General features: G+C 70.2%; 30 protein-coding genes. All 30 read right to left on the minus strand.

Annotation, left to right across the window (positions count from 1 at the left end; translation table 11 throughout):
* Positions 1-47: 47 nt before the first annotated feature.
* Positions 48-1,127, minus strand: coding sequence for a M50 family metallopeptidase (locus tag BLW41_RS08265; protein ID WP_093118084.1), 1,080 nt, complete (start codon positions 1,125-1,127; stop codon positions 48-50).
* A complete protein-coding gene (dxr, locus tag BLW41_RS08270; protein WP_093118086.1) occupies positions 1,124-2,272 on the minus strand; it encodes a 1-deoxy-D-xylulose-5-phosphate reductoisomerase in 1,149 nt (382 codons plus the stop codon). Before dxr ends, BLW41_RS08265 begins: the two co-directional genes overlap by 4 nt.
* Positions 2,273-2,314: 42 nt before the next feature.
* Complete coding sequence (locus tag BLW41_RS08275; protein WP_093118088.1) at positions 2,315-4,030, minus strand: ABC-ATPase domain-containing protein; 1,716 nt, start codon at positions 4,028-4,030, stop codon at positions 2,315-2,317.
* The gene (locus BLW41_RS08280; protein WP_093118090.1) at positions 4,011-4,862 is read right to left on the minus strand and encodes a phosphatidate cytidylyltransferase; all 852 of its coding nucleotides are present in this window, start codon (positions 4,860-4,862) and stop codon (positions 4,011-4,013) included. The genes BLW41_RS08275 and BLW41_RS08280 overlap by 20 nt, the downstream gene beginning before the upstream one ends.
* Before the next feature lie 15 nt (positions 4,863-4,877).
* A complete protein-coding gene (uppS, locus tag BLW41_RS08285; RefSeq protein ID WP_093118092.1) occupies positions 4,878-5,561 on the minus strand; it encodes a polyprenyl diphosphate synthase in 684 nt (227 codons plus the stop codon).
* Positions 5,558-6,127 (minus strand): ribosome recycling factor, encoded by a 570-nt coding sequence (gene frr / locus BLW41_RS08290; RefSeq protein WP_177169426.1) that lies wholly within the window; start codon positions 6,125-6,127, stop codon positions 5,558-5,560. The genes uppS and frr overlap by 4 nt, the downstream gene beginning before the upstream one ends.
* The gene (pyrH, locus tag BLW41_RS08295; protein ID WP_425442076.1) at positions 6,124-6,819 is read right to left on the minus strand and encodes a UMP kinase; all 696 of its coding nucleotides are present in this window, start codon (positions 6,817-6,819) and stop codon (positions 6,124-6,126) included. The genes frr and pyrH overlap by 4 nt, the downstream gene beginning before the upstream one ends.
* Before the next feature lie 84 nt (positions 6,820-6,903).
* Entirely contained in the window at positions 6,904-7,506 is a 603-nt protein-coding gene (tsf, locus tag BLW41_RS08300; protein ID WP_093118094.1) for a translation elongation factor Ts, read from the minus strand.
* A 5-nt stretch (positions 7,507-7,511) separates the two neighbouring features.
* A complete protein-coding gene (gene rpsB / locus BLW41_RS08305) occupies positions 7,512-8,417 on the minus strand; it encodes a 30S ribosomal protein S2 (protein ID WP_093118096.1) in 906 nt (301 codons plus the stop codon).
* A gap of 129 nt (positions 8,418-8,546) precedes the next feature.
* Positions 8,547-9,167, minus strand: a complete 621-nt coding sequence (locus BLW41_RS08310) for a CHAP domain-containing protein (protein ID WP_093118098.1) — start codon at positions 9,165-9,167, stop codon at positions 8,547-8,549.
* Between the two features lie 222 nt (positions 9,168-9,389).
* Positions 9,390-10,190 carry a flagellin N-terminal helical domain-containing protein gene (locus BLW41_RS08315; RefSeq protein WP_093118100.1) on the minus strand — a complete coding sequence of 267 codons (801 nt, stop codon included), beginning with the start codon at positions 10,188-10,190 and terminating at the stop codon, positions 9,390-9,392.
* A 106-nt stretch (positions 10,191-10,296) separates the two neighbouring features.
* A complete protein-coding gene (locus BLW41_RS08320) occupies positions 10,297-11,493 on the minus strand; it encodes a glycosyltransferase family 2 protein (protein WP_093118102.1) in 1,197 nt (398 codons plus the stop codon).
* A gap of 208 nt (positions 11,494-11,701) precedes the next feature.
* Positions 11,702-12,007: a hypothetical protein gene (locus tag BLW41_RS08325; RefSeq protein ID WP_143038665.1), complete on the minus strand. Its 306-nt coding sequence runs from the start codon at positions 12,005-12,007 to the stop codon at positions 11,702-11,704.
* Positions 12,000-12,626 (minus strand): flagellar brake protein, encoded by a 627-nt coding sequence (locus tag BLW41_RS08330; RefSeq protein WP_093118105.1) that lies wholly within the window; start codon positions 12,624-12,626, stop codon positions 12,000-12,002. Before BLW41_RS08330 ends, BLW41_RS08325 begins: the two co-directional genes overlap by 8 nt.
* 3 nt (positions 12,627-12,629) lie before the next feature.
* Entirely contained in the window at positions 12,630-13,892 is a 1,263-nt protein-coding gene (locus tag BLW41_RS08335) for a hypothetical protein (RefSeq protein ID WP_143038666.1), read from the minus strand.
* 142 nt (positions 13,893-14,034) lie between these two features.
* On the minus strand, positions 14,035-16,182 hold the full coding sequence (gene flhA, locus BLW41_RS08340; RefSeq protein ID WP_093118109.1) for a flagellar biosynthesis protein FlhA: 2,148 nt from the start codon (positions 16,180-16,182) through the stop codon (positions 14,035-14,037).
* Positions 16,179-17,252 (minus strand): flagellar biosynthesis protein FlhB, encoded by a 1,074-nt coding sequence (flhB, locus tag BLW41_RS08345; RefSeq protein ID WP_093118111.1) that lies wholly within the window; start codon positions 17,250-17,252, stop codon positions 16,179-16,181. The genes flhA and flhB overlap by 4 nt, the downstream gene beginning before the upstream one ends.
* Positions 17,252-18,034 (minus strand): flagellar biosynthetic protein FliR, encoded by a 783-nt coding sequence (locus BLW41_RS08350; RefSeq protein ID WP_177169427.1) that lies wholly within the window; start codon positions 18,032-18,034, stop codon positions 17,252-17,254. Before BLW41_RS08350 ends, flhB begins: the two co-directional genes overlap by 1 nt.
* An 8-nt stretch (positions 18,035-18,042) precedes the next feature.
* Positions 18,043-18,312 (minus strand): flagellar biosynthesis protein FliQ, encoded by a 270-nt coding sequence (gene fliQ / locus BLW41_RS08355; RefSeq protein ID WP_093118116.1) that lies wholly within the window; start codon positions 18,310-18,312, stop codon positions 18,043-18,045.
* Between the two features lie 10 nt (positions 18,313-18,322).
* The gene (gene fliP / locus BLW41_RS08360) at positions 18,323-18,964 is read right to left on the minus strand and encodes a flagellar type III secretion system pore protein FliP (RefSeq protein WP_093118118.1); all 642 of its coding nucleotides are present in this window, start codon (positions 18,962-18,964) and stop codon (positions 18,323-18,325) included.
* Positions 18,961-19,482, minus strand: coding sequence for a FliO/MopB family protein (locus BLW41_RS08365; protein WP_177169428.1), 522 nt, complete (start codon positions 19,480-19,482; stop codon positions 18,961-18,963). Before BLW41_RS08365 ends, fliP begins: the two co-directional genes overlap by 4 nt.
* A gap of 150 nt (positions 19,483-19,632) precedes the next feature.
* On the minus strand, positions 19,633-20,040 hold the full coding sequence (fliN, locus tag BLW41_RS08370) for a flagellar motor switch protein FliN (RefSeq protein WP_093118121.1): 408 nt from the start codon (positions 20,038-20,040) through the stop codon (positions 19,633-19,635).
* A 13-nt stretch (positions 20,041-20,053) separates the two neighbouring features.
* Positions 20,054-20,506, minus strand: a complete 453-nt coding sequence (locus tag BLW41_RS08375) for a flagellar basal body-associated FliL family protein (RefSeq protein ID WP_093118123.1) — start codon at positions 20,504-20,506, stop codon at positions 20,054-20,056.
* Positions 20,506-21,348 (minus strand): OmpA/MotB family protein, encoded by an 843-nt coding sequence (locus BLW41_RS08380; RefSeq protein ID WP_093118125.1) that lies wholly within the window; start codon positions 21,346-21,348, stop codon positions 20,506-20,508. The genes BLW41_RS08375 and BLW41_RS08380 overlap by 1 nt, the downstream gene beginning before the upstream one ends.
* A gap of 4 nt (positions 21,349-21,352) precedes the next feature.
* Positions 21,353-22,201, minus strand: coding sequence for a flagellar motor protein (locus BLW41_RS08385; RefSeq protein WP_093118127.1), 849 nt, complete (start codon positions 22,199-22,201; stop codon positions 21,353-21,355).
* Between the two features lie 48 nt (positions 22,202-22,249).
* Positions 22,250-22,483, minus strand: a complete 234-nt coding sequence (locus BLW41_RS08390) for a flagellar FlbD family protein (RefSeq protein ID WP_093118129.1) — start codon at positions 22,481-22,483, stop codon at positions 22,250-22,252.
* 156 nt (positions 22,484-22,639) lie between these two features.
* On the minus strand, positions 22,640-23,464 hold the full coding sequence (locus BLW41_RS08395) for a flagellar hook-basal body complex protein (protein WP_093118130.1): 825 nt from the start codon (positions 23,462-23,464) through the stop codon (positions 22,640-22,642).
* A gap of 124 nt (positions 23,465-23,588) precedes the next feature.
* A complete protein-coding gene (locus tag BLW41_RS08400) occupies positions 23,589-23,993 on the minus strand; it encodes a TIGR02530 family flagellar biosynthesis protein (protein WP_218138347.1) in 405 nt (134 codons plus the stop codon).
* Entirely contained in the window at positions 23,990-24,430 is a 441-nt protein-coding gene (locus BLW41_RS08405) for a flagellar hook assembly protein FlgD (protein WP_093118132.1), read from the minus strand. Before BLW41_RS08405 ends, BLW41_RS08400 begins: the two co-directional genes overlap by 4 nt.
* A 16-nt stretch (positions 24,431-24,446) precedes the next feature.
* Positions 24,447-24,878: a flagellar hook-length control protein FliK gene (locus tag BLW41_RS10745; protein WP_143038667.1), complete on the minus strand. Its 432-nt coding sequence runs from the start codon at positions 24,876-24,878 to the stop codon at positions 24,447-24,449.
* Between the last annotated feature and the right edge of the window lie 725 nt (positions 24,879-25,603).

The raw sequence follows: 25,603 nt of genomic DNA on the forward strand, positions 1-25,603 counted from the left end.
CCTCGCTCCCTCGCTGGGCCCGACTTTAACGCAGCCTCGACAGGGTGTCAGCGCACCTGGAAGCCTTCGCCCGCGAGCCGATCGATGTCGTTCGTAAGACCGATCAAGAACAGCATCAGCACCAGCGCGAAGCCGATCGCCCCTGCGCGCTCCATCACCGCGACCGGAACTGGGCGGCGCCGGACCTTTTCGACCAGTGCCCAGAACACGTGGCCGCCGTCCAAAGGCAGGAACGGGAAGAGGTTCACGATCGCTAGCGAAAGCGAGATGATCGCGATGATCGGCAGGGCGTCGGCGGCGTCAGCGACGATCGTGCGGCGAGTTACCTCGTAGCCGCCGACAACGCTGCTGATCTCGCGCCGCCGCTCGGCATCGAACAGCCGCAGCGGCAGCGCCGCCGTCTCGCGCGCCACGAACCAGAAGTTGCGCGCCGCGACGCTCACGCTCGTAGCGAACGGCAGCGGATCGCGCGGCCCGTCGGCGCCGAAACGAAAACCGACGCGCATGCGCCGAGTTTGCGGATCGTAGACGGGACGGACGGCGATTGTGAAGGTCCGACCGTCCCGGCGCACGGTTAGCCGCGCCGGCTCGGCGGCGGCGCAGCCGGCGCGCGGGGGACCCGCGCAGCGGTGTCGCTGCAAGGTCCGGGCGAGCACCAGCGCGTCGCCGCGGCGCCCGTCGACCGCGACGATCTCGTCGCCCGGTCGCAACACGCCCGCGGCCGGGAAGCCGCTTTCGACCGCCGCGATCACACGCGAGGGCTCCCGCGGACCGATCTGCCAGAAGAAAATGAACATCAGCAGAAAGGCGAGCAAGAGGTTCATCGCCGGGCCGGCGAGGATCACCACCACCCGCTTCCAGACCGGTTGCGCGAAGTACGCGCGCGCGCGAACCTCGGGAGGAAGTTCCTCCTCGGGGTTCATACCGGTGATCTTCACGTAGCCCCCGAGCGGCAGGAGGCCGAGCGCGTACTCGGTCTCACCCCGCCGCACCCGGGCGATCGTCGGGGGGAAGAACAGCGAGAAGCGCTCGACGCGCATGCCGGTGGCTTTGGCGGCGGCGAAGTGACCGAGCTCGTGGATCACGATCAGCGCCGCGAAGCCGGCGAAGGCGAGCAGCCAGCTCATGCGCGCACCGCCGTCACCAACTCCTGTGCGACACGACGCGCCTCGGCATCGGCCGCAGCGACGTCCATGAAGTGACGCAGCGGCTGGCGCGGGCAACGCTCCAGGGTCCGTTCAACGACCTCCGCGATTCGCCCGAACGGAAGTTGCCCGGCCAGAAAGGCGTTGACGGCGACCTCGTTGGCCGCGTTCAAAACGCAGGGTGCGCTGCCGCCCGCTATACCGGCCTCGCGCGCCAGGCGCAGGCAGGGGAAAGTCGCGAGATCGGGCGGCTCGAAGGTCAAGGTGCCGACACGAGCTAGATCCAGTCGGGGCACGTCGACATCCGCCCGCTCGGGGTAGTGCAAGGCGTAGGAGATCGGCACCCGCATGTCGGGAAGTCCGAGATGGGCGAGCAGCGCCCGATCGTTGAGCTCCACCAAGGCGTGCACGATCGACTGCGGGTGGATCACCACATCCAGGCGCTCGTAAGGTACCGCGAACAGGTGGTGGGCTTCGATCAGCTCGAGCCCCTTGTTCATCAACGTCGCGGAGTCGACCGTGATCTTGCCGCCCATCCGCCAAGTCGGGTGGGCGAGTGCCTGGTCGACGCTCGCGTGCTCGATCTCCTCGCGGCGGCGGCCGCGAAAGGGACCGCCGGAGGCCGTCAAGACGAGCCGCTCGATGGTCCCCGGCGGCTCGTTGCGGACCAGCTGAAAGAGCGCCGAGTGCTCGGAATCGACGGGGATGATTCGGGCTCCCGTGGCCTCCGCAAGCGCGGTAACGAGCTCGCCTGCAACCACCAGGCTCTCCTTGTTAGCGAGCGCCAGATCGATGCCCTCGCCGAGCGTGGCGACGGTCGCGGTGAGGCCGGCGGCACCGACGGCGGCGTTCAACACCAACTCGCAAGCGGTGTCGCAAATCAGAGCGATGGTGCCTTCGCTGCCCGCCTCCACGCGTCCGGAGAAGTGCTCGGCGGCTTGTGATGCGGCCTCGGGGTCGGCGAGCGCGATGTGCTCGACCTCAAGCTCCTCCGCCAAACGGAGGAGCGTGCGCCAGTCGCGTCCAGCGGCGAGGCCCACGACCCGCAGCTCCGGGCTGCTGCGTACCACCTCGACCGCCTGACGGCCGATCGAACCCGTTGCCCCCACGATCACCAGGCTGCGCACCGCCGCCAGTCTAGGGTGGTACGGCCCGCCGCCCGCCCGGCACTAGCTGAAGCCGACCACGCGCAGCGAGCGAATGCGGTTGAGCGCCGCCGCCAGCTCGTAGCGGCGCGGTCGCGCGAGGTCGACGCCCAGGCGCTCGGCCCAGCGATGCAGGGCGCGATCCTCGAACGCCTGCTCGCAGCGGTCGAGCAGCAAGCGCAGTGACGTCGAGCCGTCGAGCGCACCGCTGCGCTCGAGCTGGGCGATAGCGACGCCGATCGCGAGCGTCTGGGAACGCTCGGCGAGTTGCTCGACCGCGGAGAGGTCGACAAGCTCGTCGCCGAGCCGCAGCTCGCGCACCGAGGGCGCACGCAGCCGCGGAAACTCGGCGCCCCGCCTACGCGCGATGGCGAGCTGCGGGAGCCGCTCGCGGATCGCGCCGAAGCGCTCGGCTTCGCTTCGGCGCGCCGGCAGCGACGCGGCGATCCGGTGGGCCTGCTCGGTCACCTCCTCGGGTACGAAACGTCTCATTAGGACGACGGTGTTGGCGACGCCCAGGTAATCGCCGACGCCACCGCTGACCAAGACGATCGAAACGCCGTGTTCCCGTTCGAGCGGCGTCAGCAGATCGATCAGCGGCGTGATCGGCTCGTCGCGCTTTGGGACCAGCGCTTGCATGCGCGCGTCACGGATCAGCAGGTTCGTCGCCGAGGTGTCCTCATCGATCAAAAGCAGTCGCGAACCGGCCTCCAGCGCCTCGCAGATCGATGCTGCCTGCGAGGTCGATCCAGACGCCGCCTGGGTCGAAAAGTCGCGGCCGGTCGTGCCCGTCGGCAACTCGCCGATGAACGCACCGATGTCGACGCGAGTGACGGCGCGTCCGTCCTCGGCCCGTACGTGAACAGCGTCGGAGCGCGTAACGCAAAGCTCGCGGCCATCCCCCGGCAGGTGGTCGTACACGCCGTCGGCGAGTGCGCGCAGCAGCGTCGATTTGCCGTGGTACCCGCCGCCCACGAGCAGCGTCGTCCCCTCGCGCAGCGCGAGACCACGCACCCGGCCGCGGTTCGGCAACTCGACCACGCTCGCCAGCGAAGCGGGCGCGCGCAGCGGCACCGCCGCCCGGGCGGGACGCTCGTCGACGCCGCTGCGCCGGGGTAGCAGCGAGTCGTCGGCGAGGAAGGCGATCCAGCGGTGCGCGGGGAGCATCGCGCGTAGCGCCTGGGCATCCTCGACCGTGGCCGCATGCAGCGCTATCCGCTCACGCCCGAGCTCCCCGTAACGGAGCGCGCGCGCGAGGGCAGGCAGGTCGCGGCAGATCAAGCGCTCGGCGTTGCGCCCGTCGATCCGTCGACCGCGGCCCGGCAGCTCGAGACCGAAGCGCAGCGTCACGGCACCGTCGTCAGCGACCTCGCAGGATGAGCGCTCGATGATCCGTTGCCCCCCTGCGTCGATCCGCACCTCGCGCGGCGCGCGGCTGCGGCCCTGGCGAGCGATCAAGTCCGCAAGCGCTCGGCGCCGGTCGGCGGTGCACGTGAACTCGCGCGGCAAGCCGGTCCACCGAGCATCGAGCACAAGGCGAGCGCGCGACGGCGGAGCGAAGGGGTCCGGCTGGACACGATCGATCGCGAGCACACCACCGTCGAACGACCAGTTGCCGCGCAGGCGGCGGTAAGAGCCGTAGGAGGAACCGTCGAGGCGCTCCAGGAGCCTCGCAAGCTGAACGAGGTCGCCGCTCGCACCGGCGCGCGCAAGTGGCTGCTCAGGCGAAGCCGAAGCCACGCGCGACGTAATAGCCGACGACGATCGCGAACAGGGCCGCGTCGAGCCGATCGAGCACTCCGCCGTGAGCGCCGAACAAGCGTCCCAGGTCCTTGACCCCGAGGTCGCGCTTTACGAGCGACTCGAAGAGGTCGCCAATAGGCGCGGCCACCGCTACCGCCAGCCCCAGCAGCAGCGCGTCGGTGCCGGCCAGCCAATCTTGGTAAAGACCGGCTACCCAGACCGCGACGGTGCCGCCGACGATCCCACACAGCAGTCCCTCGACCGTCTTGTTCGGCGATATCCGTGCAGCGAGCGGTGTCGTGCCGAGCGCCCGGCCACCGAGGTAAGCGGCGCTATCGCCGACGAACGTCCCGACCAGCACGTCGACGACGAGGCCCGCGCCGTGGTCGAGCTCCCGCAAAAGCACGGCGTGCGCCAACGGGACGCCGACCCAGAGGGTGGCGAACGCCACCACGGCGGTCCCCCACGCGGCGCGACGACGGTCGCGGCGGAACAGGTACAGGCCGAAGGCGAGCGGCAGCGACAGGGCGACGGCGGGCGCGATCGCCGAAGGGCCGAAGGCCAACGCGCCGAATACCGCAGCGCTCGTGGCAAGCACGGCCGCGCCCATCGGCGGTCGCGCACGGGCCATCGCCGTCCCGATCTCCGCCAACGCCGCCCAGCCGAGAACGAGTATGCCGAGGGCGAACACCCAGCCGCCCGTCACGATGATCGCGACCGCGTAGGCGAGCGCGGGAACGGCGACCAGCACGCGCGCCCCGAGCTCCCCCCGACGCGCCGGACGGCGCGCGCTCGGCCGTGCCGCCTCTCCGCTCCGGACCCGGGCCATCGGCTAACGCGACTCCTAGAGACGCGCTCCGAAGCGCCGTTGCCGGGCCGAGAACTCGGCGAGGCACTGCTCGAACGCTTGGCGATCGAAGTCGGGCCACAGCTCGTCGCGGAAGACGAGCTCTGAGTAGGCGATCTGCCAGAGCAGATAGTTCGAGATCCGACGCTCGCCGCTGGTGCGGATCAAGAGGTCAGGATCATGCATATCGGGGGCGTACAGCAAGCGTCGGAAGGCCTCCTCGCCCCCGCCGTGGTAACGCGCAGCGGCGTCCACGATCTCCGCGCGACCGCCGTAGTTGAAGGCCACGAAAAGCGTGATCCGCTGGTTAGCGGCAGTCAGCTCCTCGGCCCAACGCATGCGTTCCACGAGGTCCTCGGCAAGACCCTCGCGCCGGCCGATGAACCGCATCCGCACGCCCTCCTCGTGCAGTTCCGGCGTCTCGCGATCGATGCGCTCGCGGAACATCCGCATCAGACCCTCGACCTCGTCGCGCGGGCGTTGCCAGTTCTCAGTCGAGAAGGAGTAGATCGTGAGCTCTTCGATGCCCAACTCGACGGCGTCGCGCAAACGCGCCTTGACGTTGTCGGCCCCCGCCTCGTGCCCCGCCAGCGTCGGCAGACCGCGCCGCTGCGCCCAGCGGGCGTTGCCGTCGGTGATGATCGCGACGTAGCGCGGACGCGACGGGTCGCGCTCGCTCACACCTCGAGGATCTCGCGTTCCTTGCCGGCGAGCAGCTGATCGATCTCGCCGACGAAGCGATCGGTGAGCCGCTGCAGTTCGGTTTCGGCGCGACGCTCCTCGTCTTCCCCGAGCTCGCCCTCGCGCTTGAGCTCACGCAGCTCGTGCATCACCTCGCGCCGTACGTTGCGCACCGCCACTCGCCCCTGCTCAGCGATGTTGTGAACGACGCGCACCAGCTCGCGCCGTCGCTCCTCCGTGAGTTCGGGGATCTTCAGACGAATCACGGTGCCATCGTTGCTGGGAGTGAGACCGAGATCGGACTCGAGCAACGCCTTCTCGATCGCTCCGATTGAGCTTTTGTCGTAGGGCGTAACCACCAACAGGCGTGCCTCCGGCGCCGCAACCTGCGCGATCTGCCGCAGCGGCGTGCGCGCCCCGTAGTAGTCGACCTCGATGCGGTCGAGCAGATGCGGCGAGGCGCGGCCGGTACGGACGGTGTGGAGCTCCTGGCGCGTTGCCTCCACCGATTTGGCCATTCGCCGCTCGGCGTCCTTCAGAAAGTCTTTGACCAGTTCTTCGCTCATGAGGAAACCAGCGTCCCGACGCGCTCGCCCGAGACGATGCGGTCGATGTTGCGCTCGTCGTCCATGTTGAACACGTAGATCGGAACCCCTTCCTCGCGGCACAGCGAGAGGGCGGTCGCGTCCATCACCGCGAGGCGTCGCTCGAGCGCTTCTTGATGCGTGATGTGCGTCAGCAGCTTGGCGCTCGGGTCGCTCCGCGGGTCGGCCGTGTAGACGCCCTCGACCGCGTTCTTGGCCATCAAGAGGGCGTCGGCGTGAATCTCCAGGGCACGCAAGGCCGCGGCGGTGTCGGTGGTGAAGAACGGGTTGCCGGTGCCCGCCGCGAAGATCACGATCCGGCCCTTCTCGAGATGTCTGATCGCGCGCCTACGGATGTAGGGCTCGGCGACCTCGGAGATCGTGATCGCCGACTGCACGCGCGTGTCCGCGCCGATCTTCTCCAAGGCGTCCTGCAAAGCGAGCGCGTTGAGGACCGTCGCGAGCATCCCCATGTAGTCGCCGGTAGCGCGATCCATGCCACGCGCCGCGCCGGCCAGGCCGCGGTAGATGTTGCCGCCGCCAACGACCACTGCCACCTGCACGCCGCGGTCCGCGACGCCCTTGACGGCGCGCGCGATCGACTCCACCCGGGCCGGATCGACGCCGTAGGGCTCGCTGCCCATCAGCGCCTCACCGGACAACTTGAGAAGGATGCGGCGGAAGCGCGGGGCGCCGTCGGCCGTGCCCGGCGAGCTCTGTTGCGTGCGCGCGCCCTCGCCGCCAGTCACCACCAGCTCCTACTCGCCCACCGCGAGCCGTGCGAAGCGCCGAATGACGATGTTCTCGCCGGTCTTGGCGGACAGCTCGGCCCGCATCTCCTCGATCGTCTTGCCGCCGTGCTTTTCGCGGTTGGCATGCTCCTGGCGCAGCAGCACGACCTCGTCGAGCCACTTGGCGAGCCGCCCTTGGGCGATCCGCTCCTGCACCTCCGGCGGCTTTCCATCCTGGGCGGCTTGCTCGCGCAGCACGCGCAGCTCAGCCTCCCGCTCGCTCTCGGGAACCTCGTCCTCCGACACGTACCGGGGGGCCGCCCAAGCGATGTGCAACGCGACTTCCTGGGCGAACTCGCGCAGCTCATTGCTGCGCGCGACGAAGTCGGTCTCGCAGTCGACCTCGACCAGCACCCCGATCTTCCCGTCGGCGTGCACGTAACTGCCGATGTACCCCTCGGCCGCTTCGCGCTCGGCTCGCTTGGCGGCCTTCGCCTGACCGCGCACCCTCAGGATCTCGATCGCCTTCTCGAGATCGCCGCCAGCCTCCTCGAGCGCGGCCTTGCAATCCATCATTCCTGCGCCCGTACGGTCGCGCAGCTCCTTTACGTCGCGGGCGGTAACGCTCACGTCTCTCAGACCTCCTCGTCAGGCTCAAAGGTGCGCAGCTCGCGCATAGCCACCTCAGCGGGTTCCGCATCCGCCGGTGCATCAGGCGAGAAACCGGCAGCCAGCGCTTCTTCGCGCGCTCGCCGTTCGCGCTCTTCTCGCTCCCGCTCCTCGCGCTCGCGGCGCTCCCGCTCCTCGCGCTCCCGCTCCTCCGCCTCGCGCTGCGCGCGCTCCGCCTCAAGCACCGCGAACTGCTCGCGGCCCTCGGCGATGGCGTCGGCGATGGCGTCGACGATCAGTTTGCAAGAGCGGATCGAATCGTCGTTACCAGGAATTACGTAGTCCACGGGGTCGGGGTCGGCATTGGTATCGACCAGCCCGATGATCGGTATGCCCAGGCGGCGCGCCTCGCGGACGGCGATTTCCTCGGTCTTGAGGTCGACGATGAACACCGCGTCAGGCAGTCGCTGCATGTTGCGTACGCCGCCGAGGTTGGTGCGCAGCTTCGCGAGCTCGTGCTGAGCGTGGATACGCTCGCGCGTCGGCAGCAGTTCGATGGTGCCGTTCTCCGTCCACTGCTCGAGCTCGTGAAGGCGATCGATGCGCTTGGAGATCGTCGCCCAGTTGGTCAACAGGCCACCCAGCCAGCGGTTGTTGACGTACGGCATCCCGCAGCGCTTAGCTGCTTCCTCGATGGCCTCACGGGCCTGCTTTTTGGTGCCCACGAAGAGGATCGTTCCGCCGCGCGCAGCGACGTCGCGGGCGAACTCGCAAGCACGCTTGAGCAGCGGCTCCGTCTGGGTTAGATCGATGATGTGAATGCCGTTGCGCTCGCCGTGGATGAAGCGGCGCATCTTCGGGTTCCACCGGCGCGTCTGGTGACCGAAGTGGACCCCGGCTTCGAGCAGCTCCTTGATGCCGATCTCTCGCACTTCCAGCTCCCTTTTTTGAAGGTGTCGTTTGGGCTCCGCACCGGCACACGGGACCCGGTCGGTCCGGGCAGGGCCGCGCGCCGCTTGTGCGGAGGTCGCCTGCGTGTCGCGGCAAGGATACGGGAGCGCTTACATGCGCACGTAACCGATCACACCGGCGGCGTCGTGCACGCGGCGGGCGACGCTGTCGGAGGTGTTGCCCTCGATCGTTTGGATGCGCCCGTCCGGCAACACGCGTTCGACGATGCCGATGTGCTCGTCCCACACCACCAGATCACCCGGACGCGGGACCTCCTCGGGCCCGTAGGTGCGCCCGGCGGCGCGCGCCCACGACCACAGCGCGTCGACGCTGGCGAAGCCTTGACCACGGTCGCCGAGCGGAGCTCCGGCCTGCCTTGCGAGCCACGACACGAAGTAGGCGCACCAGGGACCAACCGGACCGCCCGGGACGGCGCTTCGGTAGAGGGCGATACGGGGGCCGTCGTTGGAGCCCGGCGGTGCTTCGCGCACCCCGAGCTCGGCGCGCGCCAGCGCCAGCATGCGCCCGCCCACCGCGCTCGCCGACACTGGCGCCCGTAGGCCGACGGACCCGGACGCCGCAGCAGTGGCGGTCGCCCCCGGTGCCTCGAGGTTCCCCCGTAGCAGCGCAGCGAAGGAAGTAGCGGCGGCGGCCGTCGGCCGGGCGTTCGTAAGGGCGTCGATCCTGGCCTCGATCGCCGCGATGCGGGCCAGTGTGGCTTCGATCCCCACGCCCCGTTGCTCGGCCGAGCCCCGGCGACCTTGAGCTGCAAGGCGGCCTGCAGAGTGCTGTGGAGAGCTGTTGTCGCGACCTCCCGCGGCCGATAAACGCGATGGCTTGCGAAACGCCGGCGGGCGGCCCGAAGGCCGCCCGCCGTTCCTCCGCCCTTGAGGAGTGCCCTCGTCCGAGGACTGCTATGTGCTCCCGGAAGTTGGCCCCGGGAGTGGCCCTGCCTAGCGCAGGAGCGCCAGGACTGCTTGCCCCGCCTGATTGGCCTGCGCCAGCATCGCGACACCGGACTGCTGGAGCACCTGGTACTTGGCCAGGGTGACGGCCTCCTGAGCCATATCGACGTCGCGGATCCGGCTCTCGGCGGAGACCAGGTTCTCCTGGTACGTCGAGAGGTCGTTGAGCGTGTACTCGAGCCGGTTCTGAACCGCCCCGAACTTGGCTCGCTCGGAGCTGACGGCGTCGATCGCCGCGTCGATCTGCGCCAGGTCGTTGGTTTCGCCCAGCACGAAGACGCTGGCGGTGACGATGCTGCCAAGGCTGACGGTCGCCACCGAGATCGTCTGGCCGTCGTTCGGGCCGACCTGGAAGGTGACCGTGCTCGCGGTGCTCAGCAGCTTGATGCCGTTGAACTCGGAGCTCTGGCCGATGCGCTCGATCTCCGACGCGAGCTGGTTGACCTCGGACTGGATCGCCGCCCGGTTGGTGGCCGACAGCGTTCCGTTCTGGTACTGGACCGCCAGCTCACGGACCCGCTGGAGCATCGAGTGCACCTGGGAGAGCGAGCCTTCGGCCGTCTGCACCATCGAGACGGCGTCCTGGACGTTGCGCTGCGCCTGTCCGAGGCCGCCGATCTGGCCGCGCATCTTCTCGCTGATCGCGAGGCCCGCCGCGTCGTCGGCGGCGCGGTTGATGCGGAAGCCCGAAGACAGCCGCTCCATCGACTTCGAGAGCTTCCAGCTCGTGTTCTGGAGGTAACGCTGGGCGGTAAACGCCTCGACGTTGTTCTGGATCCGAAGGGACATCCATGCCTCCTTGGTTCGTCCCTGGGCGACTCCCTGTCGCCCGCTTCGGCCCGGTAATCGCCGGCCCCCTCGGCAACTTGAGGGGCGGCGCCGGCGGTTGTGCGCGCTAGCCGTCGCCGTGGTTGCGGGCGATCGTGAACGGACGCAGCACGACGCCCGGGTGCTTGCGCTCGAAGTGCGCGCGATCGAGCTCACGGCGCGCGCGCACCCAAGCCGACAGCTCAGGATCGTCGCTCTCGACCGTCTCCGAAAGGCCGTGACGCACGCGCGCAGCCGGCACCAAGCGGGGCGGGCGCCCGCACGCCGCAAGCCGCAACAGCAGGTCAGTGTCTTGGTACCAAACCCGAAGTTCGGGATCGAAGAACTCGCCCGGGGCGACCGCGAGCTCCTCCACGGTCGCTCGCTTGAGCGCGAAACACCAGGCTGCGAAGTCAGCGCGGCGGAAGCCGCCAACGGTGTCCGGAAAAACCACCGTCGCGCCGTTGTCCAGCGCCTCGCGCAGCGGTGGCCACCAACCTGGCAAGGGCTCGACATCGTCGTTGATCATGACCACGTACTGGCCGCGCGCGGCGCGCAGCCCAGCGTTTACCGGCGCGCTGAAGCCCTGCGCGGGCGCGCCGTTGTCGACCACCACGATCTCGTGCGGCTGCTCGAGCGTGCGCTGCACGGCGCGCAGGCAGCGCTGGGCACGCTCGCTGGCTGCATCGAGCGTTGGGATCACCACACTCAGCTCGGGCTCGCCACCCACCGCCGCCCGCAGCAGTGAGCGCGGTGCCGGGAAGCTCGCCGCGCGCGCGTCGGCGACCGCCACCCGCCCCTTCGCCGCGACCCGCAACAAGAGCTCGGCGATCACCAGGTCGTCGTCGACCTCGAAGGCGCTCGCTAGGGCCGCGTAGGTGGCCGCATCGAGGGCCACTGCCGGTGAGTCCGCGAGCGTCGAGCGCGCACCCGGGGGCACGGCCGCGAGCACCGTGTCCTCGTCGAGCGGCGCGAGCAGCGCTGCGAGCCAGCTGGGACCGAACACGATCGGTCGAGCGACGAGGACGACCTTTCGGCCACGTGCGCGCTCACCGGCACTCGCGAGCGCCGCGGCCGCACCGAGGTGGCGGCCCGTGCGCAGGACCGTGACATCGCCGTCGAGCGCCGCCAGTAACGGCTCGAGGCGTGGCGCCGAATCGGCGATCAAGACGACCTCGTGGCGCGGCTGCGCCGACAGCGCGGCTAGCGACTCGCAGAAGGCGCGCGCAGCAGCCGGCTCGTCCCCGAGGTAGGCGACAACCGTGACCCCCTGCGCAGCGCTCATGCGCGCACGTCGATCGTTGCCGGCGGGTCGTCGTCGGGCCCGGGCCTGGGCGGCGGACTTTTTCTTCCGCGCGACCGCTCGCGCTGGCGACCGCGCTCGCCCGGACGCTCCTCACGCTCCGTGCGCCGGGACCGCGCGACCCGCGTCAGCGGTTCGACTCCGGGGCGTGGACCCGGCGGAGGTATCGGACCGATGCCGTCGGACGTGCTCATCTAGTTACGACATCGGCTTCTCGCGGCGGTTGCGCAGACTCGCTGGCGGCGCGACGGATCTCCGCAACGATCAACGCACGCCAGATCTGGACCGCAGCGGCCCACACCGCGAGATAGGTGACGACCCCGGCGACGAGCGCCCGTGCGCACGCAACCGCGAGCGGCGTGCCGGCCCGCAGCGAGAGACCAGCCGCGAGCAGGAACGCGAGCAGCGCCGCACGCGACCGCCACTCCACGATCTGTCGGCGCGCCCGTGGATGAGCGGCTACGCAAATGCGCTCACCAGCGGGGGTCTCAGCCACCGCTGATGACCTCCCGACGCCGGCGGATCTGCTCGCGCTGGTAGCGCAGGGTGAAGCGGATGATCCGCTCACGCTGGCGATCCGAGATGTCGGTGAAGCGCAGCGCCAGGCGCGTGCGCTCGACTACCCGCACCACCTCCGCCCTCAGCAGCAGATCGGGACCGCCGTCACCCAGGGCAAGGCAGACGGTGAGCGGTTGGCCGGGCTTCATACCAGCGGGGCCAACCACCAGCGCGCCGCCGCCGCTGAGGTCGAGCGTCGTGGTGCGCAGCGTCCGGACCCCGACCGTCGTCTGCCAGCGCAGCACGACCGGCAGCATCACGTCGACACGCACCAGCTCCCGCCGCTGCTCGACCTTGCCGGCACGCACAGCGAACAAAACGCGTCCCTGGCCGTCGTTCGCCGCGAGCGTCCCGTGCAGCTCGTGCAGACCGCGCTCGCCTGCGAACTTCAGGCAAGCCGGAAACGGCGTCCCGGCGAGTCCGGACGCCGGCACCAACAGCACGAGAGTCCACAAGCCGGGCTCGCGCTCGCCTTCGACGAGCGCCGGGAGCTCGTGGTCGCGCACCGCCAGCGTCACGCGCTGCAGTCGCCGCGGTACCACGCTCGGAGCGGGCATCGATCACCTCACGAGACGTGCCGCCAGGTCGCTGGGATCGGCCGGGGCAACGCCGCAGTTTCCGAGACCGGGAGCGGCGACGAAGGCGACCGGCAGGCGCACCCGGATCAGCGCCTCGAGGAGCGCGGCCGGTGCCGGTTCGAGGTCGAGCTGGGTGATCGCCGCGGCGACCTGCTGGCGCCCGACGAAGGGCGCGAGCAGCCGCTCGGCGGTGCGGCGAGCGAGCGTTGCCGGCAGGGCCAGGAGCAGCAGGTCCGGCTGCAGCCGGTCGACGTCCGCGAGGGCTCGTTCGGCGCCGTCGGTCCCCCCTGCGAGCGCTGGCAACTCGACCGCTACGACCGCCTCGCCGCGCCACTTCGGAAGCTCCTCCTCGAGCGCGGCGAGTGGCCGGAGCGCCGCTGCTTCGCTGCCCGCGTCGGTCACCTCCCGGCCGGCCGCTCGCTCGGCCAGCAGGGCCACCGCCTGCCCCCGGTCGGCGAGGAAGGCCACCGCCGGCCGCTCCCTGGCGTAGCTACGGGCAAGCGCCAAGGTCACTGCCGTGCGTCCGCTGCCGGGCGGGCCGAGCACGGCGAACAGCGGTCTCGCCGATTGCAGAAGCGGCGCTGGTGGCAAGCGCCGCGCGAGCGCCTGGCGGGCCAGTCGCCGCAGCGCCCTGCTCGACGCGAACGGCAGCAGGTGATCGGAGACCTCCTGCACCAGGTCGCCGGCGAACTCGCCGCTCAAGCCGCTCGCCTCGAGGTTCGCGCGCAACGAGCGCAGGGGCCGCGCGGTCGACGCCGCGAAGGGCGCTGCGTCGCGGCCCTCCTCGACGGAGGAGGCCGCATCGGCAGCGGGCTCGGCGGCCGTCGCGCTCACACCCTCCCCGTCGGCGGGCGCGTCGAGACCGGCCGCTGCGGAGGGCGCGCCAATATCCGCCGCGGTGGCTTCCCGGTCCTGCCGGGCGCGGTTGGTGGCACGCGCCAAAAGCTCGCGGAAATCCCGCACGCGCGGCGTTCTCTCGCTCGTCTCGTCGACGCCCGCATCGGCCGCGTCGACGCCCGTCGCGTCGATTGGTTCGCGCGGCGGGGGCAGTACCGGCTCCGCCTCGTCGTAGGCGTCGAAACTGGCGTGCGCGGGCCGTGCCTCCACCTCCACGCAGCGCCGCTGGAAGAAGCCGGCGAAGCCCCCTGTGAGCCCCTCGCGCTGGCGCACGATGATGGCGTCCGGCCCCAGTTCCGCCCGCACCAACGGCAGGATCTCGGCCAGCGTGCGCGCACGATAGATCACGCTGCCGCTGCGGCCCGGCAGCCGCTCAACTTTGTCGCCGGCGGGTTTGCCCGCGGCGTGCGGCGCCGGCTGAGCAGAGCGGGCATCGCTCGCGACAGCGCCGTTTTTGCCACTTCCGTGGCCGTTGCGTGAAACGAGTCCGTTAACGAGCACCGATCGCTCCCGTGGTCTCCACTCCCGTTTCCATCCCATCGGCCGATTGCGGCAATCCGATAACTGCGACGTTCTCCACGCGCACGCTCGGCGGCAGCTCCGTGAATGCACACACCGCAAGTTGTGGTGCGACCGCCTCGGCGAGTCGGCGAACGTGGCGACGCACGCGTGACGAGCAGAGCAGCACGCGCGGCTCGCTGCGCTCGCCGACCAGCTCGCGCAGGCGCTCGGCGAGGGCCCGTGTGCGTTCGGGCGGCAGCGCGAGCAGCTCGCCGTCGGCCGTCTGCACGACCGCCTCGGCGAGCTCCTGCTCAAGCGCCGGGTCGAGCGTCGCCGCGCGCAGCACGTCGCCGTCGAGGTACGGCTCGACGATCGTGCGGCCCAGTGCCTGGCGCGCGTACTCGATCAGTTGCGCGGGATCCCGGTTGATGCGCGCGCGGTCACCGATCGCCTCGAGGATCGTGCCGAGGTCGCGGATCGACACGCCCTCGCGCAGCAGGCCTTGCAGCACCCGCTGCACCTCGCCGACGGTGAGCACGTCCGGCACGACCTCTTCGACGACGGCGGCGTTGCGCTCCTTTAGCTGGTTTAGCAGCAGGCGTACGTCTTGGCGCGTCAAGAGGTCGGCCGCGTGCCTGCGCACGACCTCCGTGAGATGCGTCGCTAGCACCGACTCCGCGTCGACCACCGTGTAGCCGAGCGCCTCGGCGTGCGGGCGCGCCGACTCTTCGATCCATCGCGCGGGCAGGCCGAACGCCGGTTCGCGGGTCTCCACGCCAGCTACCTCGCCGGCGACCTCACCAGTGTCGATCGCCAACTGATGGCCGGGCATCAGGCGGCCGCGCGCGACCTCTGAACCGCGCACCCGGATCACGTACTCGTGGGAGTCGAGCGTCGCATCGTCGCGCACGCGGACCGGCGGAATCACGATTCCCAGCTCCGCCGCCATCTGGCGGCGGATCACGCCGATGCGGGCGAGCAGCGTGCCGCCAGAGCGGCTGTCGACAAGCGGTACCAGGGCGAAGCCGACCGCCAGCTCCAAGGGATCGAGCTCGAGCGCCTGCAGGGCGGCATCGCGCGGGCTCGGCTGCTCGCTTTGCTGCGGCGCCGCCGACGCTTGCCGATCCTCGCCAGCGGGCTCGGTGGGCCGCTGCGCGAGCGCACGACCTGCAGCGAGCAGTAGGCCGCCGATCACCAAGAACGGCAGCTTCGGGAGACCCGGTACGAGCGCCATCGCTGCCACCAGACCGCCGGCCACCAGCGGCGCTCGACGCTGCCGGGCGATCTGGGTGATGACGTCGCGACCAAGGTCGCGGTCGGAGGCCGCGCGCGTGACGATCACACCGGTCGCGACGGAGATCAAAAGGGCCGGGATCTGCGCCGCCAAACCGTCACCGACGGTCAAAAGCGAGAAGCGCTGCGCGGCCTCGGCGAACGGCAGGCCGTGCTGGACGACGCCGACGACCATGCCGCCGACCAGGTTGATCAGCACGATCAGCACCGCCGCGATCGCGTCACCTTTGACGAACTTCGAGGCGCCGTCCATGGCCCCGTAGAAGTCGGCCTCGCGGGCGATCTCCGCACGCCGCGCCTTCGCCTCCTCGTCGGTGATCAGGCCGGCGTTGAGGTCGGCGTCGATCGCCATCTGCTTGCCCGGCATCGCATCGAGCGTGAAACGCGCGGCGACCTCCGCCACCCGGCCCGCGCCGTTCGTTACCACGACGAACTGGATCACGACAAGGATCAGAAAGACGACCAGGCCGACGACGACGTTGCCGCCGACCACGAACTCGCCGAACGAGCGCACGACGTGACCGGCGTCGGCGTGCAACAGGATCTGCCGCGTCACCGAGACGTTGATCGCCAGTCGGAAGAGAGTCGTCAAAAGCAAAAGTGAGGGGAACGCCGCGAACTCGAGCGGACGCCGCAGGTACAAGGTCGTCACCAGGATCGCCAGGCCCGCGCTGATGTTGAGCGTGATCAGGAAGTCGAGGAGCGCCGGTGGCAGCGGCACCACCATCATCACGACCACCACCGCGACCACCGCCGCCGCCGCCAGGTCGGTGTTGCGGGCGAGCCGGGCGAGCGCCTGCTGACCCTGGGCAGGCGAGCCGCCGCTGTTGCGCCGGCCACTCACGCGAGCGCCCTCCGGCGGTCAGCGGCGAGTCGGTACACGTAGGCGAGTAGCTCCGCTACCGCCTGGTAGAGGTGCACCGGTATCTCCTGACCGAGCGGTACCTCGCGCTCGAGCGCCCTCGCCAACGGCGGATCGCTGACGATCGGCACGCCGTGCTCGGCGGCGATCGCCCGGATGCGCTGGGCGATCGTGCCCCGCCCCTTGGCCACGACCTCCGGCGCCGGCTTGGAGCCGTCGTAGCGCAAAGCGACCGCTACGTGGGTGGGGTTGGTCACGACGACGTCGGCTCCCGGCACGGCCGCCATCATCCGTCGCCGTGCGTTCTGCATTTGGCGCCGGCGCAGCGCCTGTTTGATCTCCGGCGCGAGTCCGTAGTGGCGCATCTCGTCCTGCACCTCGCGTCGGGTCATGCGCAGGCTGCGCTCATGCTGACGGCGTTGCCAGGCGTAGTCGATCGCGGCGATCACCGCGTAAGCGACGACCCCGCGCGTACCGATCGCGATGGACTCTGCGACGAGCCGCTCGGCAAGTGCAAGCGGCGGCATCCCGAGCGAGCCGACCAGTTCCGGGAGGCTTGGAACCACCGCCAGCGCGACGATCGCGCCGACCAACGCCACTTTCAGTGCTGCCTTAAGCGCCTCGAACAAGCCCTGTGGCCCGAAGATCCGACGCAAGCCCTGGAGCGGATCGACCCGCCGCCACTGTGGCTTCACGGCTTGGGCGCTGGGCTTGAAACCGACCTGCGCAACCGCCGCAGCGCCCCCCGCCGCAACGCACACGAGGGCGATCGGGGCGCTTGCCAGTGCGACCTGAGCGAGCCCGTCGGCAAGCGCCGACAACGTCTGATCGCGGTTGAGCGTGGCCCCGGCGACGGCGCTCGCGAAGGAGCTGCGCATCAGCCCAGCTACGCGGTCCACCAGCGCCCCGCCCCCGAACGCAACCGCGGCGAGACCGGCGCCGAACGTTACCACCCCCGCGACGTCGGCACTGCGCGCGACCTGGCCACGCTTGCGCGCCTCCTCGCGCCGGCGCGGCGTCGGTGCTTCGGTGCGTTCTGCTGACCCAGCCATCAGCCGTTCGGAACCAGACCCCTGATGCCGTCGAGCAAGCTTGCGGCCAGCCGATCGCCGAGCCACGGCGCAAGGAACGGCAGCGAAGCCCCGATCACCACCAAGCCAACCAGGATCTTCAGGGCGAAGCCGAGCTGCAGGATGTTCAACTGCGGCGCGACGCGAGCGATCAGAGCGAAGGCCGCATCGGTCACGAAAAGGGCGATCACCACCGGCGCGGCCACCTCCAGCGCCGCTGCGAAAACACCGCTGAAGGCGGTCTGCGCAGCCTCGGCGATACCGCCGATCGCGGGGGTTGCTGTGAGGGGCAGCGTCGTGTAGGTGCGAGCGAGACCCCCGACCAGCCAAGCGTCACCGCCGATCGCCAGGAAGATCGCTGCTGCCAGCAACGCGTAGAGCTGCGCGAGCACGGCGTTCTGGTTGCCGGTGAGGGGATCGACGATCGCCCCGTAGGAGAAGCCGGTGAAGGCGTCGAGGAAAGCCCCGGCGGTCTGGATCGCGGCGAACAGCACACCGACCGCGAACGCAAAGGCGAGCCCCACCAACAGCTCCTTGGCAGCAAGGGCGGCCAGCGCGACGGCGTCGCCCGGTGGCCTTCCGCCCCGCAAGGCGAGCTGTGAAAGCGCCAGGGCGAGGGCGCTTGCCACCACCAGCCGCGCACGCAGCGGCACGGCGCGCGACGAGAAGACCGGCGCGAACAGAAACAGCGGACCGACACGCGCCAGCGCGAGCACGAAGCCAGTGGTCTGCGCGGCGCCAAATTGGCTCACCAGCTCGGCCACCGCTCGCGTTACCTCACGAGGTTTGGAATCTCGCTGTACAGCTCGGCGGTGTAGCCGACGATCTGGTCCAGCATCCACGGTCCGGCGACGACCACAACGACCGCGATTGCGGCCAGCTTCGGCACCATCACCAGGGTCATCTCCTGAATCTGGGTCGCCGCCTGGAACACGCCGACGACGAGACCGACCACGAGCGCCACACCGAGCAGGGGCAGCGACAGGCGCACGGTGACGTCGAGCGCCTGTTGAGCGAGGTGGATGGCGGTGTCGGCGCTCACTGCTCGCTCCTCACACGTGGAAGCTCTCGACCAGCGAGCGGGTGATCAGGTCCCAGCCATCGACCAGCACGAACAGCAGGACCTTGAACGGCAACGAGATGAAGACCGGGGGCAGCATGATCATGCCCATGCTCATCAACGTCGCCGAGACCACGAGGTCGATCACCAGGAACGGCAGCAACACGAGAAAGCCAATCTGAAAAGCGGTCCGCAGCTCGCTCACCACGAAAGCGGGGATCAAGACCCAGGTCGGCACATCGGCCCGCGTGCGCGGCCGACGGATGCGCGCCAGCTGCACGAACATGCCGAGCGTCTCCGGTCGGGTTTGGCGGAACATGAACTCGCGCACCGGCACCTGACCGCGACGGATCGCCGTCTCCTGGCTGATCTGTTGAGCGCGCAGGGGATCGATCGCGACCTCCTTGACGCGAGCGAAGGTCGGGGCCATCACGAACAGCGTGAGGAACAGGGCGATCCCCACGAGCACCTGGTTCGGGGGGGCGTTCGGCATGCCGAGGCCGACCCGCACGAAGCCGAGCACGATCAGGATGCGGGTGAAGCTGGTAACGGTGAAGAGCAGCGCCGGCAGCACGCTCAGCGCCGTGAGCAGCAAGAACAGCTGGACGGCGTCGCTGGTTCCCGGCAGCTTCATCCGCGCACCGTCATCCGCCTAAGTCGCTCAACCAGCTCCGCCGCCAAGCCGCGACCACTGGCGAGCGCCGGCGCGCTCGCCGACTCCCCTTCGTCGCCGAGCGTCGGGAACCCCTGGGCCGCCGCCTCACGCTCGTCGAAGCGCGCTAGCGCTGTGACGCAACGCTCGGCACTCGCCACCAGCACCACCTGGCGCCCGACCTGAACGAGGTGCAGCGAGCGGCCCGGCGCCAGCGGCAGCGCAGCGAGCTGGCGCAACGCCCGGCCTTGGACCCGCGGCTGCGCACCCAACTTGAAGCGCCGCATAACCCAGTACAGGCCGTAGATCGCGGCCACCACGATCACCAGGCCGAGCAGCATGCGCCCGAGGCCGGAGCCGCCGCCGGTGCTGGCTGCCTGCGCTGGATCGGGCGCCGGTCCGAGATCCAGTGGCGTGCGCTCACCGAGGTCGCGCGCGGCCTCGGCGGGGGGCGCCAGCACGGAGACGAGCAGCGCACCGCCGAGACCGGCTACACGCAAGCTCAGCGCAGTCGCTCGTGTGACCATTCGGACGGACGGACTTCCGCGGCGCCCCGTGGGGCGCCAGCAAGGACGGACGCCCGCGTAATCGGAGGGTGCTCGCCGCCCTTGAGCGGACGCGCTGCGGCGCGCGCAGCTGCGGCCGAGCGCTCAGGCGGCGGCTACGTGGGTCCCCGCCTCGTCCGGCCCCTCCGCCCCATTGGGCCGCTGCGGGCGTGCCGGGTCGGCCTCGGGTGGTGCTTCAGGCGGGCGACCGCGGGTGCGGCGGGAAGGCGACACGACCTCCGTCACCCGCAGCCCGAACTCATCGTCGATCACCACCACCTCGCCGCGACCGATGCGCCGGCCGTTGACGAGTAGGTCGACGGGATCGCCAGCCGGGCGGCCAAGTGCGATCAGCGAACCTGGGGCGAGCTCGAGGGTTTCGGCGATCGTCATGCGCCGCCTGCCGATCTCGACGCTCACCTCGACCTCGACGTCCGCCAGCCGCCCAAGGTCGGCGTCGCTCACTCCGGCGTCGCCCGCGGGCAGTTGCTCGAAGTGGATTTCGTCGGCCATCACCGCTCCTCTCTCACTGCACGGTGACGTCGGTGAAGAGAACGTCCTCGACCTTCACGTCGCTGTGCTTCTCGATTGCTCGCGCGATCCGTCGTTTGAGGGCGTGGCGAGCAGCGCGATCGATCAGGTCGCGGTCGGAGGCGGCGGTCAGCTCGTCGACGACCACGTCGCGCACCACGGCTTCCTGCGGGAGTGGGCCGTAGCCCTCTGGTGGCGAGCCCCCACCGCCATGGCCCCCACCAGACGCTGCGGCTTCGCCCGGCGCCAGCACCAGCGCCACGCTCACCTTCGCGTAACGCCCGTCGGCGAGGTTCACGAGGAACTCCTTCGGGAGCACGTAGACCTCGCCCTCGATCTTGTGTTTCTCGGCGGGCGACTTGGCGAAGACGACCTTCCAGGCGCCGAGTACCACGACCAGCGCGAGGACCGGTACGAGCACTTTCTTGTTTTTCAAAAACTTCCCCATCAGCGCGTCGCTCCCGCACCCTGGGTGATCGACACGCGCAGCGCGTTCGTGAGCGGCCCGGTTTGCCTTTGGGCTAAGCCGCTGCGCAGCAGCACGATTTCGACCCGGCGGTTGCGTGCGCGTCCGGCGGGTGTGGCGTTGGACGCAATCGGGTGCAGCCACGCGTAGCCCGTGGCGCTGAGGCTCTGGGCGGGGATTCCTCGCGCGACCAGTGCCCGCACGACGCGCGCCGCACGCGCCGTTGAGAGTTCCCAGTTGCTCGGGTAGCGGCCGCTGATCGGCACCGGATCGGTGTGTCCCTCGACGGAGATCGGGAGACCCGCCCGCAGCTTCAACATGTCGGCAACCGCCGACAACAACGGCGCGGACTGCGACTTGAGTTCCGCGGAGCCGGAGTCGAAGAGGATGCGGTCGGTGAGCAAGCGGATCATCAGACCGCGCTCGTCGATCAGCGTTCGCACCTCGCGTTCGAGATGGTGGGCATGGATATAGCGGTCGAGGCGACGCTTGATTTCCCGGAAGTCAGCGTCGTCGCGCTGGATCTGGTTTTCGACGAGCTCCGACTGCGCTTGTCCGGCCTGCGGTGGCGCGGGACTCCGCGAGGGTGGCGCGACTTGGCGGACGGTGTGACCGCCCGGCAGGATTGCACCGGAGAAGGCTTGTTCGAGTGACTGCCGCAGCGCCTCCAGCTTCGACTTGTTCACGTTCGAGATCGCAAACATCACGATGAACAGCGCCATCAGCAAGGTGATCATGTCGGAGTAGGTGAGGAGCCACCGCTCCTCGTTCTCGTGCTCGGCATGGGCGGCGCGGCGCCGCCGTGACGCGCGCCTGCCGGCCATCCCGCTAGGCCGCTACCGCCTCGGCCGCCGGTTCGGCGGCGAGGGAACCTTGCTCAGCGGGGGCGCGCCCCGCAGCGCGCGCCTGACCCCCGGAGCTGGCCGCGGCGAGCTCCGGCGGCACGAAGCTCAGAAGCTTCTCGCGTAGCACCCGCGGGTTCTCGCCCTCGAGCACCGCGAGCACTGCGTCGAGGGTCATAGTGCGCAGTCGCACCTCCGCCTCGGTGAGCTCCTTGAGGCGGTTGGCCACCGGAAAGAACACGACGTTGGCGGAGCCAACGCCGAACAGCGTGGCGATGAAGGCACTCGAGATCGCGGGCCCCAGGCTGCCTGGGTCATCGAGGTTCTGGAGGACGTTAACCAAGCCCAGGACGGTCCCAAGAATGCCCATCGTGGGCGCGAAACCGGCGGCCTTTTCGAACACCCGCCGCGCGTCGGCGTGGCGCTGTTCGAGCGCCTCGATCTCGATCTCCAGGACGTCCCTCATGACATCGGGGTCGGTGCCGTCGACGACCATCTGGATGCCCTTGCGGGTGAAGCGATCGTCGACTTGGTCGAGCTCCGCCTCGAGCGCCAGGAGACCCTCGCGACGGGCGGTCTCCGCCAGCCTCGTCATCAGGTCGATGCGTGCCATCGGATCGGGCTCCTCGCCCTTGATCGCTATCTGGTACAGGCGCGGGATGGCCTTCACCCGCTCGAAGCTCGTGCCGGCCATCACCGCACCGAAGGTGCCGCCGAACACGAACAGGGTCGCCGGAATGTTGATGAGGGCGGCAAGCTGCGTTCCCTCCATCCGCGCGCCGATCGCGATCAGGCCGCAGGCAAGCGCAATGCCGATGGCGGTAGTCGCCTTCATCGGTCCCCCACTCCGGTGATCGACCGGGGCCGGCGGATCTTCAGCGCGCTACCGCCGCGCCACCGCGGCAGGGTCGACGTCGCCTGCGAGCGCGGCGGCCGCAACGCTGGCGTGCCACGCGCGGATGCGCTCGATCACCTGCTCGCACGTCTCCGAGACGACCACCTTGCTGCCAGTGACCAGCGTGATCGTGGTGTCCGGGCAGGCTTCGACCTGTTGCACGAGCTGGCAGTTGAGGTACAGCTCGGCGTGGTCGTGGCCGATGCGATGAAGCCGAATCATCCGCCCTCCTCCGGTGTCTCTGCGCCCTGCAGCGGGGCGCGCACGGCGCCAGTCGCCGGTTCGCGCCCCGCCAGGAGCGGAGGGTCCGTCCACGTCCGTCCTCACTAGTCCGTGGCCTCCGCTCCCGCCGGGGCGCGTCCCGGCGCTGACCAAGCGCTAACGCTTGAGGTTCACGAGGTCCGCCAACATCTCGTCGGTCGTCGAGATCACCCGTGAGTTCGCCTGGAATCCGCGTTGCGCGGTAATCATGTCGGTGAACTCGCTGGCGAGGTCCACGTTCGACATCTCAAGGGTGCCAGCGATCGTCTGGCCGAAGCCGTTGGAGCCGGGCGCTCCAAGCTGCGGCGCCCCGGAGTTCGGCGTCTCCGCCCAACGGTTGCCCGACATGCGCATGAGCCCCGCCGGGTTGCTGAACTTCGCGAGCTCGATCTGCCCCGCTGTCTGAAGGGTGCCGGTGTTGTCGATGTAGGTGACGGTGCCGTCGCTCCCGATTGAGACGTTGGTCGAGCCCGCCGGGATCTGGATGTACGGCGGGTTGGCGCCGCCGGTGCCGAGCACGTACCAGCCCTCTTGGGTGACCAGGTAGCCCTGACTGCTGAGGGTGAACGACCCGGCTCGCGTGTACTGAACCGAGGCGGCAGCCGGTGCCGCCGGTGGCGTACCGAGAGCAACCCTGAAGAAGCCGTCGCCTTGCAGCGCGACGTCGAGGGGGTTGCCGGTGGACTGCAGGGCACCGGTCGTCATCTGGTTGTCGACCGAGCCGAGCTGCACACCGAGCCCCACCTGCAGAGGATTGGTGCCGCCCTGGCCGCCCGCGGGCGCGGACGCTCCGCGCTGGAGCTGTGCGAGCGAGTCCTTGAAAGTGGTGCGCGCACCCTTGTAGCCGACGGTGTTGACGTTGGCGAGATCGTTCGCCGTCACGTCGAGCATCGTTTGGTGCGTGCGCAAGCCGCTGATCGCGGCGTACATCGAGCGCATCATCGCTTCCTGCCCTCCTTGTCAGTGGCCGCCGCCCGGCGGCGGGTCGCTGTGTCCCGGTGGGCGGCGGGAAACGAACGTCCCCCGCCGCGTGCGCGGTCCTCTCCGTGAGGTGCTCCCACCCGCCTCATGCGATCACCGCGCTGTCGATGTTGGTGAAAACGTGTTCGCGCATGTGCTCGCGGTCGACTGCCGTCACCACCGTGCGGTTCCGCACGGACACCACGAAGGCGACACCGTCGACGAAGACCACGGCGTCGCGGGAACCCTTCGCCGCTGCCCGCTCGACACCGGCGTGCAGTCGCGCGAGGCGCGCCGGGTCGAGTTCGATGTTGCGTCGTTCGAGCCGCTGCAGCGCATGCTTGGAGAAGCTCAGCTGGCGCGTAGCGCGCGCCAGATGCTCGGCGAAACTCGGCTGCCCCGGCCGTGCCGTGTCGCCGGCGCGCGGCGCGCGCAGCGGCGCCGCGCGCGTCGCCTCGCTAGCCGGCGCGCCCGGCAGGAAGGGACCGATGCGAGGATCGCCGTTCGTCACGGGCTCACCCCAACCACCCGCTCGAGGCTCGTGCGCCCGCCGTTGTCGAGCACCAGAGCCGGTCCGTCGTCGGCCAGCTCGACCCGCACCACACGGCCACTCTGACGCTCGTTCTCCGGGCCGTAGGTGACGGTTTTGCCGATCAACGAGATCGCCCGCTGCTGGGCTTCCGCACGCTCGACGCGGGCGCTCGAGGCGGCTACCGCCTGGACCTGCTCGAGCGTCGCGAACTGCGTCATCTGCGCGATGAACGCCTCGTTGTCGAGCGGCGACAGCGGGTTCTGCATCCGCAGCTGCGCGACCAGCAGCTTCATGAAGGCGTCCTTGTCGATTCCCGCAGCGCCGAGCGAGCGCGTGCCAGCGCCACCGCTGGTCGAGCCGCCGACGGCGGGCGTGGCGCTGGTGGCGGTGCTGCTCGTTCCTTGAACCGTGCTCATCGCTCCCCTCCCCGTGCTAGGCCAGCACGTCGATCACGAAACCTCGTGCGACAACGACGGTGCGAGCGGTCGCTTCCGGTGCTTCCTCCTCCCCCTCGCCGCTCGCCAGGCGCAGCGCCTCGTTGCCGGCCGCGTGCCCTTGCGCCGGAGCGCCGGTCGGCGAGCGTCCGTCAGTGCCCTGTCGCTCGCTCGGCGCGCCCGTGCCAGGCGAGCTCGCCGGCGCGCTCTCCACCTCGAGCGTCACGACCCGCAAGTCTTGGCGCTCGAGAGCGCGTCGCAATTGGTCGGCGGTGGCCGCCAACGCACGCGCGCTGGACTCTTCGCTGGCGACGATACGCACCTGCAAAGCCCCCTCCCGCTCGTGCAGGCGCACTTCGAGCTCGCCGAGCGTCGGTGGGCGCAGGCGCAGGCGCGCGTGTTGCCCACCGCGCGTGGCGAGCGTCCACACCGCGGTTCGGGCCGCCTCGAATAGGCGCTGGTGCGGCGGCTGCGCGACGCTCGGCCCGCCGGACGAAGGCGTGGTGCCCGTTCCGCTGGCAGCTGCCCCGGCGCTGCTTGTGGCCGCGCCAGCAGTGCTCGCAGCGGCGCCGTCGCCGGCCGGGGCGGCGCTGCCGGGCCGCTCGGCGACTGTCGTCTCTGCGCTCTTGTGTCGCGCGTCGGCGGTCGTTTGCGGAGGGCCGTGCTGTTGGTCGCTGGCAGCCGTCGGCGGACTCTCGGGGTCGGGGTGTGCCCCCGGTGGTACCGCCGACCCTGGCTGCGCGCCGTAGGTCACTGTGACGCCCGCGGGGTGCGATGCAGGCGACTGCGGCGGCTGCGCGCTCCCGCTGGCGTCGGGGGCACTTCGCTCGGCAGCAGCGTGCCCTCCCGCTGCCGCAGGCTGGTCGTTCGGGACGACCGGGGGTTGGCCGGCTGCGCCATCGCTCGCGCCCGTAGCTGGTAGCGGCGTCGGCGGCGCTGCTGGCCGCTGCTCGCCCTCGACGTTCGCGGGCACCGGCACGCCCGCAGGCAACGCGCGGAGACCGGCGCCGGACTGCGAGGAGGGCTCGCCGGTCGTCACGCCCTGCGGCTGGCCGGTCGTCGCGATCTGCGGCGCGCCAGCAGGCGCGCCTCGCGGCTGGCTGGGCAGCGCGGGCGAACCGATGCCTGTGGACCTGCGCTCCCCGCTGCCGGGTT

This window comes from Thermoleophilum album (genome assembly GCF_900108055.1).
Classification (GTDB): Bacteria; Actinomycetota; Thermoleophilia; order Solirubrobacterales; family Thermoleophilaceae; genus Thermoleophilum; species Thermoleophilum album.